General features: G+C 52.1%; 23 protein-coding genes. 9 read left to right on the top strand and 14 right to left on the bottom strand.

What is annotated here, in order from left to right; genetic code table 11:
* Positions 1–15: 15 nt before the first annotated feature.
* From hutG to J2T55_RS09330, 3 genes are read left to right on the top strand one after another with little or no spacing between them, the layout of a single operon-like run.
* Positions 16–813: an N-formylglutamate deformylase gene (gene hutG, locus J2T55_RS09340; protein ID WP_259055831.1), complete on the top strand. Its 798-nt coding sequence runs from the start codon at positions 16–18 to the stop codon at positions 811–813.
* 2 nt (positions 814–815) lie between these two features.
* Positions 816–1,016: a hypothetical protein gene (locus tag J2T55_RS09335; RefSeq protein ID WP_259055830.1), complete on the top strand. Its 201-nt coding sequence runs from the start codon at positions 816–818 to the stop codon at positions 1,014–1,016.
* Between the two features lie 15 nt (positions 1,017–1,031).
* Complete coding sequence (locus tag J2T55_RS09330; protein ID WP_259055829.1) at positions 1,032–1,232, top strand: Lrp/AsnC family transcriptional regulator; 201 nt, start codon at positions 1,032–1,034, stop codon at positions 1,230–1,232.
* Positions 1,233–1,241: 9 nt separating this feature from the next.
* Here the strand turns inward: J2T55_RS09330 and J2T55_RS09325 are convergent, their stop codons facing one another.
* From J2T55_RS09325 to J2T55_RS09285, 9 genes are all read right to left on the bottom strand, one after another.
* Positions 1,242–1,655, bottom strand: a complete 414-nt coding sequence (locus tag J2T55_RS09325; RefSeq protein WP_259055828.1) for a GFA family protein — start codon at positions 1,653–1,655, stop codon at positions 1,242–1,244.
* Positions 1,656–1,702: 47 nt separating this feature from the next.
* Positions 1,703–1,906, bottom strand: a complete 204-nt coding sequence (locus tag J2T55_RS09320) for a hypothetical protein (RefSeq protein WP_259055827.1) — start codon at positions 1,904–1,906, stop codon at positions 1,703–1,705.
* A gap of 110 nt (positions 1,907–2,016) precedes the next feature.
* Entirely contained in the window at positions 2,017–2,610 is a 594-nt protein-coding gene (locus J2T55_RS09315; protein ID WP_259055826.1) for a hypothetical protein, read from the bottom strand.
* A 37-nt stretch (positions 2,611–2,647) separates the two neighbouring features.
* Complete coding sequence (locus J2T55_RS09310) at positions 2,648–3,037, bottom strand: hypothetical protein (protein WP_259055825.1); 390 nt, start codon at positions 3,035–3,037, stop codon at positions 2,648–2,650.
* A 34-nt stretch (positions 3,038–3,071) separates the two neighbouring features.
* Positions 3,072–4,460, bottom strand: a complete 1,389-nt coding sequence (locus J2T55_RS09305) for an FMN-binding glutamate synthase family protein (RefSeq protein ID WP_259055824.1) — start codon at positions 4,458–4,460, stop codon at positions 3,072–3,074.
* Between the two features lie 50 nt (positions 4,461–4,510).
* Positions 4,511–5,353, bottom strand: coding sequence for a GltB/FmdC/FwdC-like GXGXG domain-containing protein (locus tag J2T55_RS09300; RefSeq protein WP_259055823.1), 843 nt, complete (start codon positions 5,351–5,353; stop codon positions 4,511–4,513).
* Positions 5,341–6,294 carry a class II glutamine amidotransferase domain-containing protein gene (locus J2T55_RS09295; RefSeq protein ID WP_259055822.1) on the bottom strand — a complete coding sequence of 318 codons (954 nt, stop codon included), beginning with the start codon at positions 6,292–6,294 and terminating at the stop codon, positions 5,341–5,343. Before J2T55_RS09295 ends, J2T55_RS09300 begins: the two co-directional genes overlap by 13 nt.
* Before the next feature lie 17 nt (positions 6,295–6,311).
* The gene (locus tag J2T55_RS09290) at positions 6,312–7,781 is read right to left on the bottom strand and encodes a glutamine synthetase family protein (RefSeq protein WP_259055821.1); all 1,470 of its coding nucleotides are present in this window, start codon (positions 7,779–7,781) and stop codon (positions 6,312–6,314) included.
* Positions 7,782–7,850: 69 nt separating this feature from the next.
* On the bottom strand, positions 7,851–9,194 hold the full coding sequence (locus tag J2T55_RS09285) for an NAD(P)/FAD-dependent oxidoreductase (protein ID WP_259055820.1): 1,344 nt from the start codon (positions 9,192–9,194) through the stop codon (positions 7,851–7,853).
* A 345-nt stretch (positions 9,195–9,539) separates the two neighbouring features.
* Here J2T55_RS09285 and folE2 point away from each other — a divergent pair, with 345 nt between their 5' ends.
* The 6 genes from folE2 (at position 9,540) to J2T55_RS09255 (ending at position 16,914) form a co-directional block, all read left to right on the top strand.
* Positions 9,540–10,367 carry a GTP cyclohydrolase FolE2 gene (gene folE2 / locus J2T55_RS09280; protein ID WP_259055819.1) on the top strand — a complete coding sequence of 276 codons (828 nt, stop codon included), beginning with the start codon at positions 9,540–9,542 and terminating at the stop codon, positions 10,365–10,367.
* Between the two features lie 105 nt (positions 10,368–10,472).
* Positions 10,473–11,183, top strand: coding sequence for a type 1 glutamine amidotransferase (locus J2T55_RS09275; protein ID WP_259055818.1), 711 nt, complete (start codon positions 10,473–10,475; stop codon positions 11,181–11,183).
* Positions 11,184–11,774: 591 nt separating this feature from the next.
* Positions 11,775–13,016 (top strand): histidine kinase, encoded by a 1,242-nt coding sequence (locus J2T55_RS09270; RefSeq protein WP_259055817.1) that lies wholly within the window; start codon positions 11,775–11,777, stop codon positions 13,014–13,016.
* Between the two features lie 41 nt (positions 13,017–13,057).
* Positions 13,058–13,699 (top strand): two-component system response regulator NarL, encoded by a 642-nt coding sequence (narL, locus tag J2T55_RS09265; protein ID WP_259055816.1) that lies wholly within the window; start codon positions 13,058–13,060, stop codon positions 13,697–13,699.
* Positions 13,700–13,741: 42 nt separating this feature from the next.
* The gene (locus J2T55_RS09260) at positions 13,742–15,901 is read left to right on the top strand and encodes an EAL domain-containing protein (RefSeq protein WP_259055815.1); all 2,160 of its coding nucleotides are present in this window, start codon (positions 13,742–13,744) and stop codon (positions 15,899–15,901) included.
* A 218-nt stretch (positions 15,902–16,119) separates the two neighbouring features.
* Positions 16,120–16,914 carry a TorF family putative porin gene (locus J2T55_RS09255; RefSeq protein ID WP_259055814.1) on the top strand — a complete coding sequence of 265 codons (795 nt, stop codon included), beginning with the start codon at positions 16,120–16,122 and terminating at the stop codon, positions 16,912–16,914.
* A 223-nt stretch (positions 16,915–17,137) separates the two neighbouring features.
* On the opposite strand, the gene J2T55_RS09250 is transcribed toward J2T55_RS09255, so the two are convergent.
* From J2T55_RS09250 to J2T55_RS09230, 5 genes are all read right to left on the bottom strand, one after another.
* Entirely contained in the window at positions 17,138–18,100 is a 963-nt protein-coding gene (locus J2T55_RS09250; RefSeq protein WP_259055813.1) for an electron transfer flavoprotein subunit alpha/FixB family protein, read from the bottom strand.
* Between the two features lies 1 nt (position 18,101).
* Complete coding sequence (locus tag J2T55_RS09245) at positions 18,102–18,902, bottom strand: electron transfer flavoprotein subunit beta/FixA family protein (protein WP_259055812.1); 801 nt, start codon at positions 18,900–18,902, stop codon at positions 18,102–18,104.
* A gap of 18 nt (positions 18,903–18,920) precedes the next feature.
* Complete coding sequence (locus tag J2T55_RS09240; RefSeq protein ID WP_259055811.1) at positions 18,921–20,366, bottom strand: hypothetical protein; 1,446 nt, start codon at positions 20,364–20,366, stop codon at positions 18,921–18,923.
* 31 nt (positions 20,367–20,397) lie between these two features.
* The gene (locus tag J2T55_RS09235; protein WP_259055810.1) at positions 20,398–22,554 is read right to left on the bottom strand and encodes a heterodisulfide reductase-related iron-sulfur binding cluster; all 2,157 of its coding nucleotides are present in this window, start codon (positions 22,552–22,554) and stop codon (positions 20,398–20,400) included.
* A gap of 132 nt (positions 22,555–22,686) precedes the next feature.
* The gene (locus J2T55_RS09230) at positions 22,687–24,891 is read right to left on the bottom strand and encodes an oxidoreductase (protein ID WP_259055809.1); all 2,205 of its coding nucleotides are present in this window, start codon (positions 24,889–24,891) and stop codon (positions 22,687–22,689) included.
* Between the last annotated feature and the right edge of the window lie 18 nt (positions 24,892–24,909).

Below are 24,909 nucleotides of genomic sequence, written 5' to 3'. Positions count from 1 at the left end.
GATCCATGAGACTTTATGCGGCCCTATAGTTACAAGGCGGGTGACACGCCGCTTATCATCAGCATTCCGCATGCCGGCACCTACGTGCCGGACGACGTCCTGGCACGGATGACGGAAGCGGCGCGTACGCTGCCCGATACGGACTGGCACGTGGATACGCTATACAATTTTGCCACGACCCTGGGTGCGAGCGTGCTCAAGGGCAATTATTCACGTTACGTGATCGACCTGAACAGACCGCCTGACGATACGCCACTGTATCCCGGCATGGACACGACCGGCCTGTGTCCGCAGACCCTGTTCAACAACGATCCCATCTACCAGCCGGGCCAGGAACCCGACAGCGCGGAAGTCCGCCGGCGTATCGAGACCATCTGGGCGCCCTATCATCAATGCCTGGGCGAAGTCATCAGCGAAAAACTGGGCAACCACGGCTATGCCCTGCTCTACGAGGCGCACTCCATCCGCTCGGTGATTCCGCGACTGTTCGAGGGCCGCCTGCCGGATCTCAATCTCGGTACGGCGGGCGGGAAAAGTGCCAGTAGTGATCTGGAAAACCGGCTCTACGACATCTGCCAGGCGGCCGAGTCATTCAGCAGCACCCGCAACGGCCGTTTCAAGGGCGGCTATATCACCCGCTACTACGGCCAGCCCGGCAATGGCATTCACGCCGTTCAGCTCGAATTGACCCAGTGCAGCTACATGAACGAGGATTACCCGTACGAATTTCTGCCGCACCGGGCGAGCCGGATACGCGAAGTGTTAAAACAGCTGATTGAGTGCATGCTGGCCTGGCAGCCATCGCAGAACTGACCATGTACGAGCTGCCTCCTGCCGCATTACTGGACGAGGCCCGTGCCCTGGCCAATCATAAAGGCCACTCGGTGTACCTCTACCTGGTGGAGGCGGCGTGGTACATGCACGAGTCACTGGGGGCGATCCCGAGTGACGCACTGATCCTGGAGATCAAGCCGCATGCTACTGACGGCGAAACCGATAACACCGGCGGTTGCTAGCGGGCGGAAACGAACATGAAAACAGCACAGGGATCATCGGCGCGAGGTAACGGCCAGTGTGAGCGGACGCTGTCCGACGAAGATATCTACATGATCATGATGCTGCATCAGAACCAGCGCATGAGCAGCCGGGATATCGCGCGGAAATTCGGCATCACCACCGCCCGTGTCAGGAACATCGTCGCGCGCCGCTCCGGCGGCAGCTGCTGCGGCTAGCCGCGCGGCCTACTCGATCAGCGGGCTTTTCAGGCCCTGCTGCCGCTTGGGCAGTTCATCCTGCAGCCGGTAATAGTCGCCGGCGTCCGCCATGTAAATGTGTCCCTCGGTGGTCAGGCCGGTCGGCGCACTGATGCAGCCGGCGGCAATCCGCAGCAGTTCCGAATCCTGCCGGTCCCAGAACAGGCTGCTGCCACACTGGCGACAGAAGCCGCGGCGAACACCGGGCGAGGAGTCATACCAGCCGAGCTGGTCGTTCGGATCGGCAATGGTCACCGCATCACGGTGGATCGCGGTATAGGCGGCGAAATGGCCATGAAATTGACGGCACTGGCCGCAATGACAGTTGACGACCCCGCGCAGCCGGCCGGCTGTCACAAAGCTTACAGCGCCACACAGACAGCTTCCCTTGTTTTCAGTCATCGCTGCTCCCTGCAGTAATTATCCAATGAGAAAAACACGGCGACCGGCTAACGCAATCGGAACAGATACAGCCACGCCAGGCCCACGCCCGCTACGACGGCAGCGCCGGTGAGCGCGTACCAGAATGGATGGGTTGGCGCGTCGCGAAGATAGATCACGACGCCACCCAGCAAGCCGGTATAGCCGAGCAGGTTACCGGCAAGCACGCGCCGTCTCAGCAGGCGGGCATCGTTGTCATCCCTTTTGACCATGTCCGTATACCCGATTGTCTATCCGTGCATCGCAACTGATTACAGGTCATCTCCACAGCATCCCTGACAGCCTGTATTAAAACATCATCATACCCTGCCCACTGGGAGGGTCATGCCGGTTCGGGATCGGCCACGGCCCGTGACCAGTCCGGCCTGAACGCCAGCACCTGGACTTCCGGCGGCATGTACGGGTTGAACAGCTGGTTATGCCAATAAGTCGCCTGGAACAGATAGTCCTCTTCATCCAGGTTCACGACCTCGCAGGGCAGCGAATAGTACTGCCGGGTACGGTCGAACTCCAGCACACAACTGCCCTGTTGGGCCAGATAGTCGACGAGCGGCTCTTCGGGTCCGAACAAGGCGGTGAGATGGTCCGAGAACTCGCGCCGGTCCTGGTAGTATTCCGCGGCCAGCAGCTCCAGGCCGCTGTCGTAACGCTTTTTCGGATCCTGGGTTCGCAACACGATGTGCTTGAGTTCCGGCACCAGGGAATAGGACTCATGCTTGTTGATGAGCGCCACGATCTGCCGCAACACCCCGTCCTCCGCGATCAGGTTTGGACACATCGACTCCGAAGGCTTGCCCGAACTCTTGCGCACGGCATTCTGCCGGGCCTTGCACTGCCATTTCATAAAATGGTCGCGCAGGGCCTGGGCCGCCGTCTGGTGACGGACGACATTGGGATTGGTACTACTATCAGTCACGATTCACCTGTTTCGCCTTGTGCCGGAAACGCACGGATTAAAACTTGGCATACGCCTTTTTCAGATCAACCAGCGGGTGATCGGACGACATCTGGAACTTGATCAACAGTTCCCTGGCGATCATGTCCCGGTCCTGCTGGTTGTCCGGCAGCTCAACATCGCCGGGCACCTGCACCCAGCCGTTAATATTGCGATCAAAAACCGCCGGCTTGCCGTCCTCGTAGCCCATGTGCACATCTTCCAGCCAGTTCAGATCCTGCCAGCCCATGATATCCATGTACTTTTCCAGGAAAGGCGTGACCCGGTTCATGTCGGGAACCAGGTTCACGTCATAGCGATAACCAATGTGCTGGCCGATCCACTTCTCACGTTCGGTATCGACACCTTCGTCGGTGACGTAATAACCTTCGTCTTTCTTGTCACTCATAACGCTCTCTCTCCGATCAATCAACAGGCATTGATTAGTAGCGGGTCATGTCGGGCCGGCCCACCGTGTGCTGGGAACCGGCCATTGGCACCTGGGCCATGGATGAGGCTTCCATGGTCAATGCGGCCAGGTCTTCCGGCTCCAGTGAATGCACGTTGGTCTTCGCGCAGGCGCGGGCAAACAGCTGGCACTCGACAGCCAGTGTATGCAGGAAGTTGTAGACCCGCTCGGCGGCCTCGTCCGGGTTCAGGCGCTTGCGCAACTGCGGATCCTGCGTCGTCACGCCGACCGGGCAGCGACCCGTGTGGCAGTGATAACAGTAGCCGGCCTCGACGCCCATTTCATTGGGAAAATCGGCTTCCTCGATGTCCTTGTTGCAATTCAGTGCAATCAGGGCCGCGTGACCAATCGCCACGGCATCGGCGCCCAGGGCAATGGCCTTGGCCAGGTCGGCACCGTTGCGGATACCGCCGGCATAGATGAGCGAGATTTCACCCGTCTTGCCGACATCGTCCAATGCCTTGCGGGCCTGGCGGATCGCGGCGATACCCGGCACACCGGTATCTTCCGTGGCCAGGTGCGGGCCGGCACCGGTGCCGCCTTCCATGCCGTCAATGTAAATGCAGTCCGGCTCGCACTTGGCAGCCATGCGGACGTCGTCATAGACGCGGGCGGCACCCAGCTTGAGCTGGATCGGGATTTCCCAGTTGGTCGCCTCGCGGACTTCCTCGACCTTCAGCGCCAGGTCGTCGGGACCCAGCCAGTCCGGATGGCGGGCCGGCGAACGCTGGTCGATACCAGCCGGCAGCGAGCGCATCTCGGCCACCTGGTCGGTCACTTTCTGGCCCATCAGATGGCCACCCATGCCGACCTTGCAGCCCTGGCCGATAAAGAACTCGATGGCGTCGGCCAGCCTGGCGTGATGCGGATTGAAACCGTAACGCGACTGGATCAGCTGATAGAACCATTTCTCGGAATAGCGGCGTTCGTCCGGAATCATGCCACCCTCGCCCGAGCAGGTCGCGGAGCCGGCCATGGTGGCACCGCGCGCCAGTGCCGTCTTGGCTTCATAGGACAGCGCGCCAAAGCTCATGCCGGTAATATAAACCGGAATATCCAGCTCCATGGGCCGTTTCGCGCGCGGACCAAGAATGGTCTTGGTCTCACACTTCTCGCGATAGCCCTCGATAACGAAACGCGTCAGAGTGCCTGGCAGGAACGTCAGGTCATCGAAATGAGGAATCTTCTTGAACAGTGAGAAGCCGCGCATCCGGTAGCGGCCCAGTTCCGCCTTGACGTGTATATCGTCAATGACGTTCGGTTTGAATATGAAGCTGGAACCAAGGTTGTGGATATCCCGTTCCGGTTTTTCCTTTTTCTCAACCCCTGGTGCAGCCTTTGCAGCTGTATTTTCCTGTGACATTTTCTTTTAACCTCTAATCGGTTCTCACAATACGATGCCTGTGCCGATGCTCAGAGAATCAGTTTCTTCTCGCTCGGCTCAAGATTGTCATAGTTCCAGAGCTTCTTGCCGGAAACGATCTTGCGAACATTCTCGACACCGTTTGGCGCTTTCAGCCCATAAATTGAAAGCTTTTTCTCGAGCCAGTCGATGTCGGTCTGTGTCATCTCGCTCTCAACAGCATCAACGCCCAGGCTTTCATACTTGCCGGCAATGTAGATGGTGCCGTCATACATGGAGTCACCGAGGTTCTGACCAGCATCGCCCAGAATGACCATGCGGCCACGTTGCATCATGAAGCCGGAGTTCATGCCGGTCTTGCCACCAACAATAATCGTGCCGCCTTTCATGTCGATGCCGGAGCGCGAACCAACGTCGCCCTTGCAGACAAGATCGCCGCCGCGCAGCGCAGCGCCAAAGGTGGAACCGGCATTTTTTTCAATCACAACGGTCCCGGCCATCATGTTCTCGGCACACGACCAGCCAACACGGCCCTTGATATGCACATTGGGCCCGTCTATCAGGCCGCAGCCGAAATAGCCCAGGCTGCCGTCAAAGGTGAGCTGCAGACGATTGAGAATACAGACCCCCAGCGAATGCTTCGCGCCCGGATTGCGAATCGTGATGCTGCCATAGCCTTGGCTCATCAAGTCACGGATCTTGAGGTTGACATCCTTGTTACTCATATCGGCCGCATCGAACTCGGTCTCCTTGTCGAAATCAACCTCGTAAGCGCCCGGATAGGTAAAGTTTTCCTCAGCTGACGGCTTGAAGAATATCTGCTGCGTCCTGCCCGCCAGCTGCTCATCGTGCATTCCCATATCATGGGAATCTCTGGATTCTAGCTCTGCCATACCTTGACTACTCCATCGTAAGGATCATAAGTATCAATCTCATGCGGGAATATGCTTCTGATGGCAACTTCCTCAGAGGCCATGGCAATAAAATCATCACTCTCATAGAGAACCATCGGCTTGGCAGCCATGGTGTCTTTCGCCATGCCAAGGGAATTCTCGGTTGCCACCAGATACGTAAACACGCCATCGAGCTCCGTTACCGAGTCATGCATCGCCTCTTCCAGGGTTTTGCCCTCATCGAGCTTGTCGGCGATATAAACGGCAATCAGCTCGGAATCACAGCTGGAGGCGAAGCGATGCCCCTTGCGCTCAAGTGCGCGGCGTTTGGTCCAGTAGTTGGTCAGCTGGCCGTTATGGACCACGGAGATGTCGCTGTACGGATAGGCCCAGTAAGGATGTGCCGAACGTATATCGACATCGGATTCGGTCGCCATGCGGGTATGCCCCATGGCGTGGGTTCCCTTGAAGGAGCCCAGACCATAACCCTCACTCACTGTGGTTGCGTCACCAAGGTCCTTGATCAGCTCGAGGCCATGGCCGACTGACAGAATCTCGACGCCTTCCAGATCCTCGAGGAAGTCGGCCAAATCGCCCAGATTCTTGTCATACTCAAAGGTATAACGAAAAGCATATTCCTTGGGCTGTTCCGTGCTGAGGATTTTACCGCCCATCTCCTTGATGCGCCGTTCAACCTCTTCCTTGCGCTCCTTGATCAGCTCATGGATACCCCAGCCGCCCTTTTTACTATGCGACACCTGGACATCATCCGCCTCGGCCACCTTGATGCGCATGACATACTGTTTCGCATTGGCCTTGCCGTACAGGGCATAGCCGGTCGAGTCGGGGCCGCGATGCTTCAATGCCTGCAGCATCGCGGTCATCTCCTTGCCGATGTCGGCGTTTTTGCCTTTATGAATAAGTCCTGCTATCCCACACATTTATTTCGTCCTCCAGTTTACGGCAGGCAGTCGATGTAATTTTCCAGGTCCCATTGCGTCACAGTGGCCAGGAAGGTCTCCCATTCATCGCGCTTGTAGTGCTCAAACACCTTGTACATTTCACCAGGCAGGGCTGTCTTAACCGTTTTATCCTGACCCAGTGCCTCGAGCGCTTCACCCAGCGAAATCGGGATCTTGGTGTACTTCTCCTCGACCTCTTCCATGACGTCATAGATATTGCGCTGCTCTGGCTCGCCCGGGTCTATCTTGTTGGCAATACCTTCGCTCATGGTCTGGAGAAGGCCGGCACCGAGCAGATAAGGATTGTGGGCAGAGTCGACAGTCTTGTACTCGAAACGTCCCGGCGCGGAATTGCGTATGCTCGCAGTACGGTTCTGATAACCCCAGTTCGCAAAAACTGGTGCCCAAAAGCCCGTATCCAGAAGCCGACGATATGAATTGACGTTGGAACAGCCCAGAATGGTCAGTCCGCGCTGGTGTTTCAATATACCGCCGAGCGCATATTTGCCGATCTCGCCGGGATCACGCGGGTTGTCGCCTTCAGGCATGAAGGTATTCTCACCGCCCTTGGCATAAGTATACGGCTCCTCCATGCCTGGCAGCTCATTGTTACCGAGCTTCTTGACCTCGGTTTCACCGCCGCGCCACAGGGATATATTGGTATGGCAAGCTGACGCAGAAACACTCATGAACGGCTTCGACATGAAACAGGCAATCAGGTTGTTTTCACGGGCAACCTGTGCACAAATCTGTCGATAGGTCGTCAACCTGTCCGCATTGCGCAGGACATCGTCAAAGGTGAAATTGAGTTCGAGCTGACCCGGCGCATCCTCGTGGTCACCCTGGATGATATCCAGGCCCATCTGGCGGGCATATTCAATCACCTGCATGTATACCGGGCGCAGTGACTCGAACTGGTCAATATGATAGCAGAAGGGCTTGCTGTAACCGCCGTCCGGATTGCCTTCACTATCGCGTTTCAGCCACATCATTTCCGGCTCGGTTCCGGCACGCAGCTGTAGTCCGTGTTCGTCCTGGAACTTTTTGTGCAGACGGCGCAGATTGCCCCGACAATCCGAAGTCAGGAAAGCGCCCGGATCTTCCGGATGCTCACGACCCCGGAACAGGGTGCAGAAAACCCGTGCAACCCGCTTGTCCCACGGTAACTGCACGAAGGTCTCCGGTTCCGGAATGCCAACCAGCTCCCAGGCCTCGGGACCGTAGCCGATATATTGATCGTGCCGGTCAATAAACAGATTGGCCGTGGAGCCATATACAAGCTGGAAACCCTTTTCGGCAAAACGCTCCCAATGATCGGCCGGTGCGCCCTTGCCCATAATGCGACCGGTAACAGACACGAACTGGTAATAGATATATTGAATACCCAGATCGTTGATCTTCTTTCTTACTTCCTGGACTTTCTTATCACGGCCCGATGTGCTTATAAAATCTTCATAGTCGGTCATAATCAGTCCCCTAGACTCGTTAACTTAATTGATAATTCAAATATTATGGTGATTGACCCGGATTACTAATCAACTCCACGGGAATGGGCTATGCGAAGTTGGATGAAGCTCCCCCTTCTCATAGCGAGAAAACCTGAATGGTTTGAGAAGATCGCTCGTCTCACCCATCACCTCCTGCGCTACCAGTTTACCCACACCAATCATTTTATAGCCGTGATTGGAGTCGGCGATGATGTAGCAATTCTGACGGAACACATCAAAAACCGGAAAGCTGTCCGGCGCGAGTGCGCCAATACCGCCTGAAGGCTCTTTCTTGTAGAATTCGTATTTGTCTTCAAAGCGTTTTTGGCAGTGTGCCAGAGCAGAGCACCACATGTGAGCGAAGTTATCGCCGACGATGTAATCCGGCGATTCCGGTCCGTAAGGGTCGATACGGACCTCTTCCGGATCCGTCTGGATTTTGTAAGGTGCAGCGCCGCCCTGAATGCCACCAAAATGGGTATCCGGTTTGTAGTAAATACCCCACATATCATCAGTGATCAGCGAACCATCCTTGAGCGAATAGAGCGGCGCGTCACTGTCTACGTGAATCACCGGGGGCAGCATGCCATCATTGGTTTTCTGCAGCTCCGGATCGACACCCAGGGTACCTTCCTGAAGGGACCAGAAGACCCACATGGGAACGTCCTTGTGCACCTTGCCCTGAAGGTCCTTGACATCAATTTTCTTGGGCAACTCGAGCATATCCCAGACCTGCTTGATCCAGGGCCCCACGCCAACGATGACGTAGTCACATTCAATCGTGCCCTGATCGGTCTCAACAGACTTGATGGCGTTGCCGCCGCTGTCATACTTGAACCCTGTGACCTTGACCCCGGTCTCTATCCTGACACCTTCTCCCTTGGCCTTGTTGGCCAGCCCGACCATGCTTTGTACGTTATTGGCATAGCCGCCGCGCTTTTCATGCAGAACCGAGGTTATATTCTTGGCCTGCCAGTCATCGAAAAGCCCTCTCATGTAGTCCATGGATTCCTTTTCGCCTTCAATAAAGACAGACTCATAGCCTATTTCCTGCTGCTGTTTGGCAATGCTGGCAACGTCCTCATGCATACATTCCGGACTAATCTGCATATAGCCTACCGGGTGATAACTATAGGCCTCTGGATCACTTTCCCAGACATCGACGCTATGAGCCATCAATTTCCGCATGGCCGGCTGAAAGTAATTGTTTCGAACCACACCACAAGCAATACCCGAGGCCCCGGCAGCTATATCCTTCTTGTCTATAATAAGAATGTCACTACCATCACCCTGCCCCTTTTTTCTGAGCATTTGAGCCAGATGATAAGCTGTACTCAAGCCATGTATTCCTGCCCCGATAACCAGATATTTGGTATGACTGGGAAGACCCATAATGAACGAACTCCTATACTGATTTGAAAAAATTCAGTTGGCTGACACATATATGCTTGGCAGAATATCCACCATTTGGTGCCTCACCTCATGCCTTCGCTTTTAAGGGTAGTAGAACTTCACCATATGCCAACGGGCAGCATCAATTGCACACAAGATATACCTCCTATTGAGTATTTTTATTCCGTTATCCGGAAACCTATTCTTGGCTGGAATTCACCGTAGAAGCCATTTAAACAGGGGCTGAAATGACGCAGAAAGTCCTGATGGATCTCCTGCAGCAACCAAATTGACATTATGAAAATACTGAATTATTTAGAACCATCTATTTATGGATGCTGCAGTATGGATACAAAGTCTTACGAGCTGGACAACAACGATTCCTCGTCATCAGAAAGCGCGCTTTTAGATGTTCAAAGCAGCCTTGATGAACGTGATATAGCAATTGATTGTGTAGGCATAAAGGACATTAAACTTCCAGTGACTATAACCGACTATACCGGAGACAAACAAAACACAGTCGCCACCTTTAATATGTATGTGGGCCTGCCTGGCAATGCGAAAGGCACGCATATGTCCCGTTTTGTCAAGATTCTGAATAGCCGGGAACATGAGTTCAACTCGGCCTCTTTCAGGGACCTTATTAAGGAAGTGACAGATTCGCTGGAATCTGAAACTGCCTACATAGAGATGGCTTTCCCATATTTCATGGAAAAGTCCGCCCCAGTATCCGGGGCCAGCGGCCTGCTCAACTACGACGTTGCATTGATAGGTGAAATAAGAGCCGAAGACACTTTGGTATTAAGCCTAAGAGTTATCGTGCCCGTTACCACACTCTGCCCCTGCGCCAGAGAGATCTCGGATTATGGCGCCCACAGTCAACGCTCTCATGTCACAATTCTTCTGGAGACTGATGACCATATCTGGATTGAGGAGATTATTGGTCTTGTCGAAAGCAAGGCTTCGTGTGAGCTATACAGTCAGTTAAAGGGTTCGGATGAGAAGTTCGTGACTGAAAAGGCCTACGATAACCCAAGATTTGTTGAGGATATTGTTCGTGATATTGCCAGTGCCCTTGCCGGCGATAGACGTATAGGCAGCTATTCTGTTGAGTCGGAAAATTTTGAATCAATTCATAATCATTCGGCTTACGCCAGGATAAGCAGCTACTGAAATTTTGGTCTGCAAGTTATTGTGTTATAGGCAATACATGAATATCAGATTGTCAGATAGCGCATACTCGACGACATCACTAACCAGAAAAGGGGGTACAGGACAGTGAAGCCCATTCATATAGTACGACACGAAGACTGGATAAAGGCAGGTCACCTTACTGACACCCTGGATTCACGGGGTATTCCCTATACATTCACCGCTATTGACCAGCATGATCCTGTTCCGAAGACGGTAGAAGGGATTTCTGGACTGGCTTTGCTCGGCTGTACATACAGTGTCAATGATGGCCACGGGTGGGCCAATGAGGAAATCAACCTTATCAAGCAAGCCCTGGATGCCGATATTCCGGTACTGGGTCATTGTTTCGGATCACAATTAATGAGCAAGGCCATGGGTGGTGAAATCTACCCCATGTCGGCGAAGGAAATTGGCTGGCATGAAGTCGAGTGCATTCACAGTCCCGAAGCCGACAAGTGGCTGGGTGACGACGATGATGAATTTGAAATTCTAATCTGGCATCACGATGCCTTCACAATACCACCTGGTGCCACGCCACTCTATAAAAGTGATTTCTGTCCTGACCAGGCCTTCGTTTACGGCGACAACGTTGCCACGGTTGCGCATCTTGAGGTTACTGCAAAGCTACTGGAGGACTGGCTGGAGATCTACGGCTATGATCTTGACCCCATATCTGAAACGGTACAGAGTCCCGAAGAAGTACGCAGGGATATGCATAGCCGGATTACAAATATGCACAAATTAACCGATCGCTTGTATGATCATTGGCTACAGGGCGTGCAAAAAAGACTTTAACCGACAGGTCAAACTGGGGATCAGTTGTCTCCAGGTTCTCCTGCCTAATAGAACCATCAGGGCTACACGAACTTCAGAGCAGCAATAGAGCACTGGCGCTGTTTGGGTGTACTGTCCCGATGACCGTGCCATTATGCCTCCGGGCATAAGTTGTATTGTGCAAGAGTTTCTTGCGCAGTATATGCCCGCTGTTCATCATGTCGTCACGGGATCAGTAGTGGTTTCTCCGGAGCCCTCAGGCGTTAAGCAGTGCTGGTCACCACCAGTAACTCACTCAATAACAACTATTTATACGCCTTAAGTACTACCCCTTAAGTAATAGTCGAACCTGGCGCATTCCAATGCAGGTATAACCGCGAAGAATGATGCTGCAGCGCGGCAGGAATTCAGAAATGTTATAAATTAGCGGTTAAGCCGGATACAGGCCTGCAAGGGCCAGAAGCAGAAGGCCTACCAATGGCATTGATATAGCTTATATGTTATGGATATGTCTATACTCAGCTTACCAGTCGCGGGATACCCTCATCGCACCGGGATTGAAAGTTGTAAAATTCTAATGGGAACCCCACCCACGACAAGAGCTCAACTGTCATGTTTACTTGGTTATCACGAGCAACAGGACACAAGGAAAGCTTAAAGGAAGAGCTATCAAGCATTGCGGGCATGAACCTGTTTGAAAACAGGTTTAAATCCGATGAATCGGATGAAATACCACGTATAAATGCATTGCTGGAGCTATTGCAGACGGTACTGGAAGGCTTTGCCGATGAGCCTGAATCACCGCAAGCTTTAACGCCACTGCTGAAAGAGACGGAAAAAGTTCTATCGGCTGACTGTAGTGCAATTTTCATTCAACACGGAATCGACGACTATATACTGCTAGCCTCCTCCAATGATAGCTGCCAGGAAGAACTAAGCAAAAGCATAAAACTGATCAGTAATGATATTAATTTAGAACAGAATAATACATTAGCTGAAATTCAGGACCCATTTCATTCAGATTCGTATTTGCTTGTTATGCAACTGCAATCAAGGAATGAAATCAATAATCATATTCTTATCATACGTCGCGATAAGAATAAAAAACTTACTGAATATGAAGCATCACAGATTGGAAGCATATGTAACGGCTTTGCCGGCATATTGAGTTGCGCACACAAGGCACAGGCTAATCGGCGAATCGCATTATATGAAGAGCGTGCAGTTATTGCACGTGAACTACACGACTCGCTGGCCCAATCCCTGTCTTACCTAAAAATACAAACCGGGCGATTACAAAAAATAATTAATCAAAATCCAAACAATCAAAACAATAGCAAGATTGATATTGATAGTGCTGATGCAATCCTCGGTGAATTGAGAACCAATATAAATCTTGCCTACGCTCAACTACGAGAACTTATCACAACATTCAGACTGACCATGAATGGCAGGACGCTCAGACAGGCTCTGAGTGACTCAGCCGATGAATTTGAAAACAAAAGCAGTGTTGCTGTCACCTTGGACAATAGGCTGCTGGATGATGAATTATCGGTTGAAGAGGAAATGCATATATTGCAAATCGTTCGTGAATGTCTTTCCAACATCGTACGCCATGCGATGGCCAGTCATGCAGAAATTTATATTTATTCCGAGAACGAAGGAAGAATTTCTCTCATTGTAGATGATGATGGCATAGGTATTGATGAAAAAAGACCTCCAGAACATCATCAGGGCCTCATCATTATGCAGCAGCGCGCCAGAAGCCTTGGAGGAGAAATGACTGTAATGCGCTCACCAACTAATGGTACCCGCATGAAAACCAGCTTTGTGACACGCAACAAGAAAATATAAACGACTCATACATGACAGCCATCAACGAAATGGTAATATAAATGACAACAAAATCGGTCCTGATTATTGATGACCACCCTCTGTTCCGTAAAGGTGTGGCACAATTACTATCAATGGAGGATAGCTTCCATTTCATCGGCGAGGCTGCCTCGGGTCAGGAAGGTCTGGATGTTGCTCGCGAAAAACAGCCTGACCTCATACTTCTCGATCTGAATATGAATGGCATGGATGGTATTCAGACCCTAAAAGCCTTAAAAGAAGCAGAAGTTAATTCCTTTATCATCATGCTAACCGTATCAAATGCTGAATCCGACCTGGTCGCCTCATTGAAGGCAGGTGCTGATGGTTATCTTTTGAAAGATATTGATCCTGAGGAGCTGATTGATAAGCTGTTAAAAGTATCAAGAGCCGAGGTCACAGTTGACAAATCTCTTGCTGGCAGGTTGGCCCATGCATTCTGTGAAGATACCAACTCACCAGATCTGGCTAGTGCCAACCTAACTGAGCGAGAACAGGAAATACTTGAATGTATTGTTGATGGCCTGAGTAACAAATTGATTGCACATCGATTAGATATAAGCGAAGGCACTGTCAAGGTTCATGTCAAGAACCTGCTACGCAAGCTTAATTTGCGATCACGACTTGAGATTGCTGTTTGGGCATTTAATCAACAGGCGCACTGATTACGCAATTTCAAGTGACATACCCTATATATAATTCTAGATATGAATACCGGGAAAACCAGAATTCAGAATAGCGGGCTAATCAAAAGAATTTTCAAAAAGCATCCTGAACCGGCCGGAGAGCTACAAAGGGATGCCGTTGATTTTATTGAATCCACACCTCATGTACTTTTTTCGATCAACACGCTCGGACAATGGAGTTTTTTAAGCTCTAATTGGCTTGATCTGACTGGATACGATACGGTCCAGGCGCTCAGCAACCATCATTTCAATTACATCCATCCCGATGACTTATGTGAATACAAGAATTTCTACCGCTCACTTGACAAAGATGGACACAGGAATGGGACGCACTCAGTAAGACTTATATGCAAGGATGGTTCATATAAATGGGTCCTGATATCAGCCAAATTAAGCAATCACATATGTGACAACCGTTCTAACGAAATAATTGGTCTTATCAGCGACATCCATGAAGAAACAACAGAAAAACATCGCCTGGATGTCAAATTACAATCATTAGAAAAATTAATCGAGTATGTTCCAGGCATGATTTATCGTTGCCTGAACAACACAAAATGGACAATGGAATTCATCAGCGCTGGTTGCTATGAAATTACCGGCTATCAGCCTCAGGATTTGATTAAAAACAAAACACTCTCATATGCTTCTTTAATACATCCCGATGATGAGCAGTACGTATGGAACGAAATACAATGCGCGCTCGATGAGAATCGAACCTTCCATATAAGTTATCGGATAATAACGGCAAACAATGATATTAAATGGATATGGGAGCAAGGTCAGGGTATATTTTCATCTAGTGGCGAGCTTCTTGTTCTGGAAGGTTATATTGCAGATATCACATTGGATATGGAGGCTGACGAAGCTCAAAAAGCCAGTCTTCTATATGATGACAAGACAGGGCATCCGAACTGGCAGCTCTTCAATGACCGCCTTAACGAAGCTATACGCAGAAGTCTCTTTGATTCCCGATATGCCTTCGTTTTTATTCTATTGCAGCTGGACAAATCGGAAGAAATTGCAAGCATCTATGGAAAAGAAGTTGCGGATCATCTGGTATCGGAGATACAGAAGAAAATTGCCAAATCATTTGAGTGTGTTGGCGCAGTGTCCCGTTGCAATGATGACACGCTGGGAATACTTCTTGAGTCCATCGGCGCATTTGAGAATCTGAACAAGGTTATACAAGACATTCAGGAAGTGGTTCTCCTGCCAGTGCAGGTTTATGAGCATGAGATTTATGCCAGTGCCAGCCTCGGTGTCACATTGAACACAAAGCTTTACAGTGGCAGCAATGAATTAATCTACGATGCTGAGCAGGCTCTGAGTCGTGCTCGTGCGCTCGGCGGGGCCCGTCATGAAGTCTATGATCTTAAGCAGCATGCCAAGGCCGCTGCCCAATCCAAGTATGAAAATGAGGTGCGCGAGGCACTTGATAACGGCCTCATGCAGGTTTGGTGGCAGCCCGTTGTCTGTCTTAACACCTGTGCCTTGACAGGGTTGGAGGCCAAGCTTGTCTGGAATCATGACAGACGAGGTATTTTATTTGCCGAAGACTTCGTACCTCAGTTGACAAATACACAATTATTGATGCAGCTCTGGCAATTTATGCTGTCAGAAGCCTGCCAGCATATGAATGAGTGGAAATCCATTCCTGAGTTCAATGAGATAGGTGTCAATATACAAATATTCGGCGAAACACTGCTCGCCGCTGACTCAATTCTAAGGCTCAGTGAACGCTTGATTGAATCCAAACCAAGCTCATGCAGTATATCTCTGGGTGTTCCCGAAGAGGTTTTCCTGCGCGCTACTGATACTGTACGTGAAATGCTGGACTGGCTACAGTCCCGGGACATCTTTGTCATACTTGACTCTTTTGGCGAAGGTATATGCTCACTGGCTACACTAAAGAGATATCCATTGGATATGATACGGCTCCATCCCTTATTACTGGACAAGCAGCATTGTGATCCAAGATTCGTCAAGTCTGTTGTTTCATTGGTTCATAGTTTTGACATACCCGTCATTGCTGATCGGCTGTCGACACAAGCTCAGCTTGATACTGCTATTGACTATGATATCAACTATGTCCAGGGAGCGATTGTTTCCGAGACCGTCCCACCTTCTCAAATCCCCGAAAAGCTCAGGCATAATCTGCTTAAATTCTCAAACGCATAACCCCTCTATAGACTTACCTACAAGGTAATAACCCCCATTGGGGATTGTCTGATTTAGCTGCAAATCTGAATATAGGCATCGTGAAGAGTGCCTACTTTAGATATTGCTGCCAATTTATGAAGTTAGCGGACTACCCCTTTCTTTAATGAATTAAAATGATCAACACCCCCTACGAGTAGGTTCTCTTCTCCAGAAAAATACTCGAGGAGGAAATCTTCATGAAGATAAAGTTAGCTATTACGGCAATGGCAATGGGGATGCCATTAATCGCTGCAACACAGAGCGCTCACGCTGAGGATGGTGGTCCATTTGACGCATCCAATTTCAGCAGCACTTTGACCCTGACCACGGACTATGTCTTTCGAGGTATTTCATTTTCCGGTGAGGATCCTGCTATTCAGGGTTCTTTCGATTGGGCCTACAACAATTTCTACGCCGGTGTCTGGGGCAGTAGTATCAATGGTGCCGACTATAGTGCCGAGCTGGACTATTATGGCGGCTATGCTGATTCTCTCGGGCCGATCAATTACGATTTGATGCTTATTTATTTCCACTTCCCCGGCTCCGATGACACCTTTAATGGTCTTGAAACCGACCAGTTCGAGACCTGGCTGACACTGAGCCATCAATTCGCCGATCTGCCTGGTACCCCGAACCTATACGGCCGGTATACCTGGTCCCCGGATTACACGCTGGAAGATGGTAACGGACACTACTTCCGCACTGGTGTTGAATTCAGCTTGCCGCATGGGTTTGGAATCGACGGCTATGCCGGATACCTTGATGTCGAAGGCGATGGCGCCACTGGACCCAACGGTGCATTTGCTTCACCTGGCTTCCTGGACGATGGTTATAGCTATAGCCACTGGTCCGTGGGTCTCACCAAGTCCCTGAAAGGCTTCAATTTTGACCTTCGTTATCATGACACCAATGAAGATGCGGAGACCGCAGCCTTCTATGGTGAAGACAATATGGAAGAACGTGTCGTTTTCTCGGTGAGTCGCTCTTTCTAAGTCCATCTTGTGCAACAACGCTGACTGGAAGGAAGCTTCAGTCAGCCCCCTCCTTCCACTCGCTGTGCGTCATTCAGGGCATCCACCGGATGCCCTTTTTTTAATTTAATATCAAATAGTTATGTTATATCTTCGGACAATACGGGGACACATATTTCCGGGCACGGATCAAAAAAGGGCTGCATCTGGCAGCCCTTTTTCCCAGCCGTATTGAACTACTAGCTCACTCAAAGTGATTTCGTAATTCCTCCGCTACCTCGAACAGATCACCGACTACGCCATAGCGGGCAATACTGAATATAGAGGCTTCCGGGTCCTTGTTGATGGCAATGATATTAGGAACATGCTTCATCCCTGCCATGTGCTGTACTGAACCGGAAATACCCAGCGCAATATAGACGTTACAGCTGGCCACCGTTTTGCCTGACTGCCCGACCTGACGGAACTTGGGCAGCCAGCCGTTATCGGCTATCGGCCTGGAGCAGCCCAATGTGAAGCCCATGATGTCGGCCAGCTCCTGGAATTGCTCGACATTCTCTTCTTCGTCAATACCGCGACCGATTGACAGCATGAATTCCGCCTGGCTGATATCAACGTCACCACCACTCTCGGGCTCAATGTATTCCAGATGCTGGGTATGTGGCGAGGCGTCCGAAAAATCGAAATCCGTTACCTTGGCACTGCCTTCTCCCTCGACTGGCTTGAATACATTGCCACGCACAGTCAACAGCACAGTTTCCTTACCAGGGAACTCGAGCTCCATATGAATTTTTTCAGCATACGCCGCTCTTGTGGCAACCAAATCATCGCCTTCATAACGCAGGCCAAAGACATCACTGGCGAAGCCGTACTTGCCACGCTCGGCCACGACTGGCGCATAACCCCAGGCATCTACACTGTGTGGCACCATGACAATCGAGGGAGCGCGTTCATTAATCAGGCTGTTAATCGCTGCTTCATAGGCATCTACCTGGAATTCTTCTTCCGGTGTGGAAATCTTGATGATTTCATCTACACCTTCCCTGTTAACCTGACTGGCATAATCATCAGGATTATTGGCCAGCACGGCGACCATCAGAGGTTGTTCTTTCTCCGCCTTCAGTTGCCTGGCGGCCGCTATAACCTCCAGTGAGGACGGTGTCAATTCACCCTGGCGGTGTTCGGATACAACTAATATACCACTCATTTTAGGCTGCTCCCTTCAATTCCTTGACAATCTGGGCAACACGCTCTGCCTGTTCGGCAGCTGTTCCCTCGATCATTTCTGCCTGGCCCTTCTCGGGTATGACCATACGTCTGACGCGAGATAACGAGCCCTTTTCACCGACATCATCATCAGACAAGCCAAGATCGCCATGCGATAGAACTTCAATATCCTTGCTCTTTGCCTGCTTGATGCCACGTAGAGAGGCATATCGGGGATCGTTTATACCCAGCTGGATTGTCAACACTGCTGGCAGATCAATGGAGAGTTTTTCTTCCAGCCCCCCTTCCAGCTCCCGGTGCACGACTGCAGAGGAATCGCCGGGCTTGTATTCCAGGTGATTCACAACTGCCGCATGGGGCCAGCCGAGGCCTGCGGCAATGGCCATACCAGTCTGGGCAAAGGAATGATCTGAAGACAGCGTGCCGGCAAAAACCATATCGGGCTGTTCCCGCTCGATAACCTTGACCAGAATTCTGGCTATGGCACTGGGGTCTGAGCCTGTGATCGCATCATCCCAGATCCGGATACCGCGTTCACCGCCTTTTGCAAGACAGCGTCGCAGGCCATCATCGGCCTCGTCCGGGCCTACGGTTACCGGCACAATCTCCACCTCGCCTTCACCGCCGGCTTCCATGATTCTGAGCGCTTCTTCATAGGAGTAGTCGTCCCATTCATTAAGCTCATAATCAAGATAATCCGGGTCCACATCCTTGCCATCCTCACGAAGTTCAAAGTCCTCGTCGAGAGCAGCTATCTGTTTAACAGCTACTAATATTTTCATACAGCTTTACTCCGCTTATTAATGATTACGCGTTTTTGCATCTGCCGCACGGTCCTGACCGGATGACCTGATAATTGACTGTACCGCCATGAAACGGACCTGTGGCTCCGGGTCATCGGCGAGCTGACTCAAATCCGCTGATGTCAACGCCGGGTGCTTGACCAGCATGGCACGGTTCAGCGGATACGGATCATCGAGCAAGGGCTGGACCACTTCCCGTGGTGCCTGCTGGTTGAGAATCACCGCGCGGCGGATATCCTTGTCCCGGTGACTGGCAATCCTGTGAAGGATTGCCAGGGGGGCGGCCGAATTCTGGCCGACGCCCGTCAGGATGTCGGGATCTTCCTCATCTGCCAGTTCCAGCAGGATTGCCTCACTGACATCCTTGCGGAATGCAACCCCGGCGCGGACCCAACTGTCCGGGTCCCGGGCCAGTGTCGCCACCAGATCGGCCGGGCACATCGGATTGCGAACAACAGCCCGTCTGACCTCGGCGACCTCATCCTGTGCCAGAGACCGCAGAATAAGCTCGGGCGTGCTGCTGTTGCGGGCCACCCAGCGACGCACCCAGTGATCTTCATCTTCGGCCAGGTGTTCGAGCATCGAGTCGGCCAGACCCGTTCGCTGGGCTTCCGTACGTCTAACCTGCCGGGAAGGATCGTCGGCATAGTCCTGCAGATCCTCGGCCGGCAGCAGCAGATTACGGACTGCGGCCGCCCGGACCGCAGCCGCCGGGTCATTCAGCAGCCGCAACAACTGTTCCACGGATGCGGCCGGGTTCGCAGCCAGCATCCGGCGCACCAGCTCTGAATCTAAGGTCTCTGCCGCTGTCCTGATCGACTCCGTGCATTGCTCGTTGGCAGCAACTTCGGCGCGGAGATATTCGTCGCCCCGTGACCAAAGATCCGTCAACAATTCGGCATCGGCGTTGGGGTTCTTGGCAATTTCCTTCAGCACTTCAAGCGGCGCCTCGGCAGCGATGGCCTTGAGGGTCCGGGTGCTCGTATTCAAATTGCCGGCCAGGCCTTTCTGTACTGCCACGGAATCCTGCCAGTCCAGCGTATCCAGCAAATCCATGGGGGCCCGCTGATGGGCGGCAACAGCGGCCAGTACAGCCTCTGACTGGTCCTTGTCAACGATGTACGCCAACGTCTCCGCCGTTACCGCCGGATGCCGGGCGATACGGGCCAGTAACTTGGTTTCAGTCGTGATCTCCGCCAGTCGACCGAGTAGCGGCGCCGGTGTGTATGGAGCACCGGCAAACTGGCGTTTTTGTTTGGTACTGGCAAACAGCAGATCCTCAAGTGCCCGACGCTCGGCATTGCCGGCAAAGGGATACAACGCCGCGGCCAGGTAGATGTCACCGGTCTCCCGGGCCTGTTCAAGCAATTGCGGCAACGAAGGCCGCTGCGTTGCCGGCGCGGCTGCGTGAGCGTTGTTCGCTTGCGTCTCAGCAGGAATCATCAATCAAATCCGGATCTGCACAATCGACGCCTCATGCCTCGGCGGTTGACTTTTCATCAGCCGGTTCCGGGGCATCGTCAAGTCCCATGCACTCGGCCACCAGTTCGATAACCTCACGCACCTTGATATTCTTCTCGTTCCCGGTTGACTTGACCGAGTCCTCGAACATGTTCATGCATTTGGGGCAACTCACCACGAAGGTGTCCAGTCCCTCGATCTCGGCCGCCTCGCGCATGCGGTTTTCAGAAGGCTTTTCATGATCGACCGGATCGGGCGTCCATATCCGGCCGCCGCCGGCGCCACAGCAGAACGAGTTGTCGCGCGAGCGCTTCATCTCGACAAGGTTGGCGCCCAGCATCTGGATGGACTCCCGTGGTGCATCGTAGCCCTTGTTCAAACGACCAAGATGGCAGGGGTCATGGAACGTCACGGTATTATTGCTGAGCTTTTTCTTCAGCTTGATTTCGTGGCTATTCAACATCTTGCGAATCAGAGTGCTGGCATGCTGCACATTGTATTTGCCACCGAATTCGGGATACTCATTCTTCAACGTATTGAATGAATGCGGATCGGTCGTTACCACACGCTGAAAATCGCAGGCCTCCAGAGTCTCGATATTCGACTCGGCGAGATGCTGATAGAGCCCCTCCTCGCCGACACGGCGTACATCATTGCCGGCAGTCATCTCGGCCTCAAACAGGATGCCAAAATCAATGCCTGCGGCATTCAGGATTTTTGCAAATGCCTGAGAGACCTTCTGATAACGCGGATCAAAGGATGCGTAATCGCCAACAAACCAGAGGATATCGACCGGCTCCTTGCGGGCATCCTTGATCTCGAAGTCCAGCTTCTTGGTCCAGGCCGGCCGCTTGCGCTTGTTCTCGCCAAACGAATTGCCCTTTTTCTGGATTTGCTGCAGGGCCGTCTGCACCGTGGGCTCCATATCACCCTGCTCGACCAGCTGGCGACGCATCTCGGTAATCATGGGGACATGCTCGATACCGACCGGACAGATTTCGACACAGGCGGAGCAGGTGCGACAGGCCCAGAGCGTTTCGCTGCGGATCTGATTGGGGCCGTCACCCAGTACGGAAAGCGCGTCGCCGTCTTTCGGCAAACTGCCTTTTTCCAGCTTGTCTGCCGCAAACTCGCGCAGGGACAGCACCAGGTCGCGTGGCGATAACGGATAACCGGTCGCGTTGGCCGGACAGGCCTCGTGACAACGGCCGCATTTTGTACAGGCATCGAGATGCAGCAGGTGTTTCCAGCTGAAATCAGTAATACGGTTATAGCCGATCTTGTCACCCTCCAGATCGACCATCGGTAAGCGCGATGATGGTGTCGGATCGCGCAATGCCAGCGAGCCCATGGCGGTAAAAATGTGCTTCACCTTGGTAAAGGGGATCAGGGCGATGAATGCCAGGGCCAGCACACCGTGTATCCACCAGCTGTAGAGACGCAATGCCTCACCGCCTTCTGCAGACATGCCCAGCCCCTGGAACACATAGGCCAGTGCAGTACCGACTGGCGACCACCAGCGGTAATCCCATACCGTGGGATCACCGGCAAGCCACACGAGTCGCGCAGCCTCAAGAACATAGCCGGTTATGCCAATGATAATAAGAGTCCAAAGAAAGGCCCAATCTTCACGGCGATACGAATTACGATCATAGTCCGGGTCTTCGGGACTTCTGTCAGGCCGGGCATAATCCAGCTTGGGCAAAGCCAGCCATTTTCTGCGGTACATCATATATAAAAGACCGCCGATCAAGGCAACGCCAGCAATATCCAGCACCAGGGAAAACCACAAATAGAAGCTGCCATGCCAGAAGTTCAATCCAAGCAATGGGCCGGTAATATCATAATCCAGCGTGATAATCGACGTGCCGATGAACAACAGGGCAAAGCCGAAAAAGATCAGTGCATGCGCATGCCCGGCAGCCTTGTCGCGCCTTTTTAGCGTTTTATGGGCAAGCATGGACTTGACCATATCGGCTATGCCATGGCCTATATCCTTTATGTTTACGGATGCGCCACGGCGATATTTTCTGATCTGAACGTAACAGCCGTACAGGAAAACAGCTATCGCGGCGAAAGCCACGATATAGAAAGAAACCACCATCCATTCCGGGAAATCCTGGAACAGGACTCGTGTGACTTCTTCAGAATTATGTTCTGGCTCGATCATAAGATGATCTGACTCATCATGGAATATTTATTATGTTGATAAAATCTGCTCAGCAATATTCAGGGAAGCAACAAACTCATGCCTCCCGACACATTAATACAATGTGCCGGGAGGACAGAGTCTGGTGACCAATTATTTTTGGTACTCGATTTCAAAATCACCGCCTGGCATATGCGGGGCACCCCAGACAGCAGTTTCCCTCTTATAGGGCTTGGGATACTGCGCCCGTTCTTCCTCGATCTCACGAGCCAGCCGATGTCCCTCGAATGTCGCATCAGCGATGATCTTCGGCGCATAGGCATCACCAATCACATAAACATCCTTGATGCCATTTTCTTCCCATTCATCCTTGCGTTCCTTGAGGCCACGATAAAGCTCGTTTTCGGAATGACGGCCCGTCACAAGAACCAGCGTGTCAAACTCATGCCATTGGTGGGTCTTGTTTTCAGCACGGGGTAGCTTGCCTGGTCCCTTGTACTCCCGTTTCGAACCGTCGCCAAAGAGGTTGTAAACCTCGATGCGGCCTTTTTCGATCCGGGATGCCCAGGATTCACCTATCACCTCGACACCATTCTCATGCAGCATGCGCATGGTATTCGGGAATTCAAGAGTGAACTCCATGTATGAGGCCAACCCCACACCATCGATAATAGTGACTTCATGACCCGCCTCTGAGAACTTCTGTGCCAAGCTGGGTGTCATCCAATAGGTATCCGCACTCAGGATTGTGACCCGCTTACCGATCTTCTTCTTGCCTTCAAAGATCTGTTCCGGCGTAACCTGATCATCATTACTGTTCGCATCGGCCCCGGGTATGGGTTCATGCGTCAGGGCATTGGTACCGTCCGTATTCCATTTGGAGCCGGTTGCAATGACAATCTTTTCAGCACCGTATTCCAGCGCATCATCAACAGTCATTGGCTTCTGATTCAGCATCAGCTGCGATTCCTTGTTCTCCTTCTTCTTCAACAACTTGTTGATCTGAAGTTCACGGTAATCGCGGTGATAGCCCCATTCTCCCAGTGCCGGCAGATGGTCGACGATATTGTTGATATGGCCACCAACCTTGTCACGGCTATCGTAGATATGGGTGGTATAGCCGCGTTCGAGAAGCACCCGCGCGCACTCTCCACCCGAGGGGCCGGCGCCCACAATCAGGACGGAATCATCCGAGCCCGCCTTGGGGAAGATTTCAGGATGCCAGCCACGACGATACTCCTCGCCGGCGGTCGCATTCTGGGTGCAAATCATTGGCGGGCCGCCAATCTCCCAGCGGGAGATGCAGACATTGCAACCGATGCAGGTGCGAATATCATCATAGCGACCTTCATCGATTTTCCGTGGCAACCATGGGTCAGAAATACTCGGCCGGGCAGCACCAATGATATCCAGCTGGCCGGAACGAATGACTTCAGCCATCTTTTCAGCATCCGTGAAACGGCCGACGCCAAGAACAGGTTTCTCGGTAACTTCCTTGATGAATTTCGTCCAGGGCAGCTGGTGACCCTGCCGGTAAAAGCGTGACGGGCCGGCATCTTCACCCCACTCGGCGATATCGCCGATATTCACATCCCACAGATCCACATGCGGGTTGGCCAGTTCGACGAACTTCTTGCCTTCATCTTCCACCTCGATGGCATCTGGCCCATAGAGTGTGTCAATTGCAAAACGCGTCGCAATAGCGCAGTCATCACCGACTGCCTGCTTGACCTTCTCCAGGGTCTCTACCCAGAAGCGCGCACGGTTTTCAAATGAACCGCCGTATTGATCGGTGCGCTTGTTGTAATACGGAGACAGGAACTGCAGCGGCAGATACGAATGGCCACCATAAATATAGACAATATCAAAGCCCGCATCCCGCGCCCGCTTGGCGGCGGCCACATAGAAACCCTGAACATCCTGGATGTCGTCCAGATCCATGGCATGGCAGTAAGTGGCAGTTTCGAACTCAGAGGCATACTGACTGGGGCCGCGCGGCGTCTGCCGTGTTTCCATGCAAGGTGCATGGGGACCGCCATACCACATCTCGACACCGGCCAGAGAGCCATGGTTGTGTATATGATCGGTCATAGCCTTCAGGTTACGAACATCACCTTCATCCCAGAGGCGTGCGGATATCCGCATCGTATCATCGGATTCCGGATGTATGGAGCAGTATTCCGTATTGATACCACCCCAGCCACCGTCAGCCTTGATTGAACGGTGAGCTGCCTGAAAGCCGGGTTTGTCCGAGCCCGCACCAATACAATGCGGTACCTGGTAAAAGCGGTTCGGCAGGGTTTTGGGGCCAATTTTTATAGGCTCGAATAAAATGTCATGTTTAGGGTCACGCGCCATCTTTCTCACTCCTTAAAT

The organism is Methylohalomonas lacus, from assembly GCF_024808875.1.
GTDB lineage: Bacteria > Pseudomonadota > Gammaproteobacteria > Methylohalomonadales > Methylohalomonadaceae > Methylohalomonas > Methylohalomonas lacus.
The sequence above is the reverse complement of the archived record's forward strand: the minus strand, read 5'-3'. Positions and strand labels throughout refer to the sequence as shown.

Excerpts from the sequence above, each read along its gene's own strand:
- hutG (WP_259055831.1), top strand. The coding sequence starts at position 16 with ATGCGGCCCTATAGTTACAAGGCGGGTGACACGCCGCTTATCATCAGC.
- J2T55_RS09335 (WP_259055830.1), top strand. The coding sequence starts at position 816 with ATGTACGAGCTGCCTCCTGCCGCATTACTGGACGAGGCCCGTGCCCTG.
- J2T55_RS09330 (WP_259055829.1), top strand. The coding sequence starts at position 1,032 with ATGAAAACAGCACAGGGATCATCGGCGCGAGGTAACGGCCAGTGTGAG.
- J2T55_RS09325 (WP_259055828.1), bottom strand. The coding sequence starts at position 1,655 with ATGACTGAAAACAAGGGAAGCTGTCTGTGTGGCGCTGTAAGCTTTGTG.
- J2T55_RS09320 (WP_259055827.1), bottom strand. The coding sequence starts at position 1,906 with ATGGTCAAAAGGGATGACAACGATGCCCGCCTGCTGAGACGGCGCGTG.
- J2T55_RS09310 (WP_259055825.1), bottom strand. The coding sequence starts at position 3,037 with ATGAGTGACAAGAAAGACGAAGGTTATTACGTCACCGACGAAGGTGTC.
- J2T55_RS09305 (WP_259055824.1), bottom strand. The coding sequence starts at position 4,460 with ATGTCACAGGAAAATACAGCTGCAAAGGCTGCACCAGGGGTTGAGAAA.
- J2T55_RS09300 (WP_259055823.1), bottom strand. The coding sequence starts at position 5,353 with ATGGCAGAGCTAGAATCCAGAGATTCCCATGATATGGGAATGCACGAT.
- J2T55_RS09295 (WP_259055822.1), bottom strand. The coding sequence starts at position 6,294 with ATGTGTGGGATAGCAGGACTTATTCATAAAGGCAAAAACGCCGACATC.
- J2T55_RS09290 (WP_259055821.1), bottom strand. The coding sequence starts at position 7,781 with ATGACCGACTATGAAGATTTTATAAGCACATCGGGCCGTGATAAGAAA.
- J2T55_RS09285 (WP_259055820.1), bottom strand. The coding sequence starts at position 9,194 with ATGGGTCTTCCCAGTCATACCAAATATCTGGTTATCGGGGCAGGAATA.
- folE2 (WP_259055819.1), top strand. The coding sequence starts at position 9,540 with ATGGATACAAAGTCTTACGAGCTGGACAACAACGATTCCTCGTCATCA.
- J2T55_RS09270 (WP_259055817.1), top strand. The coding sequence starts at position 11,775 with ATGTTTACTTGGTTATCACGAGCAACAGGACACAAGGAAAGCTTAAAG.
- narL (WP_259055816.1), top strand. The coding sequence starts at position 13,058 with ATGACAACAAAATCGGTCCTGATTATTGATGACCACCCTCTGTTCCGT.
- J2T55_RS09260 (WP_259055815.1), top strand. The coding sequence starts at position 13,742 with ATGAATACCGGGAAAACCAGAATTCAGAATAGCGGGCTAATCAAAAGA.
- J2T55_RS09255 (WP_259055814.1), top strand. The coding sequence starts at position 16,120 with ATGAAGATAAAGTTAGCTATTACGGCAATGGCAATGGGGATGCCATTA.
- J2T55_RS09250 (WP_259055813.1), bottom strand. The coding sequence starts at position 18,100 with ATGAGTGGTATATTAGTTGTATCCGAACACCGCCAGGGTGAATTGACA.
- J2T55_RS09245 (WP_259055812.1), bottom strand. The coding sequence starts at position 18,902 with ATGAAAATATTAGTAGCTGTTAAACAGATAGCTGCTCTCGACGAGGAC.
- J2T55_RS09240 (WP_259055811.1), bottom strand. The coding sequence starts at position 20,366 with ATGATTCCTGCTGAGACGCAAGCGAACAACGCTCACGCAGCCGCGCCG.
- J2T55_RS09235 (WP_259055810.1), bottom strand. The coding sequence starts at position 22,554 with ATGATCGAGCCAGAACATAATTCTGAAGAAGTCACACGAGTCCTGTTC.
- J2T55_RS09230 (WP_259055809.1), bottom strand. The coding sequence starts at position 24,891 with ATGGCGCGTGACCCTAAACATGACATTTTATTCGAGCCTATAAAAATT.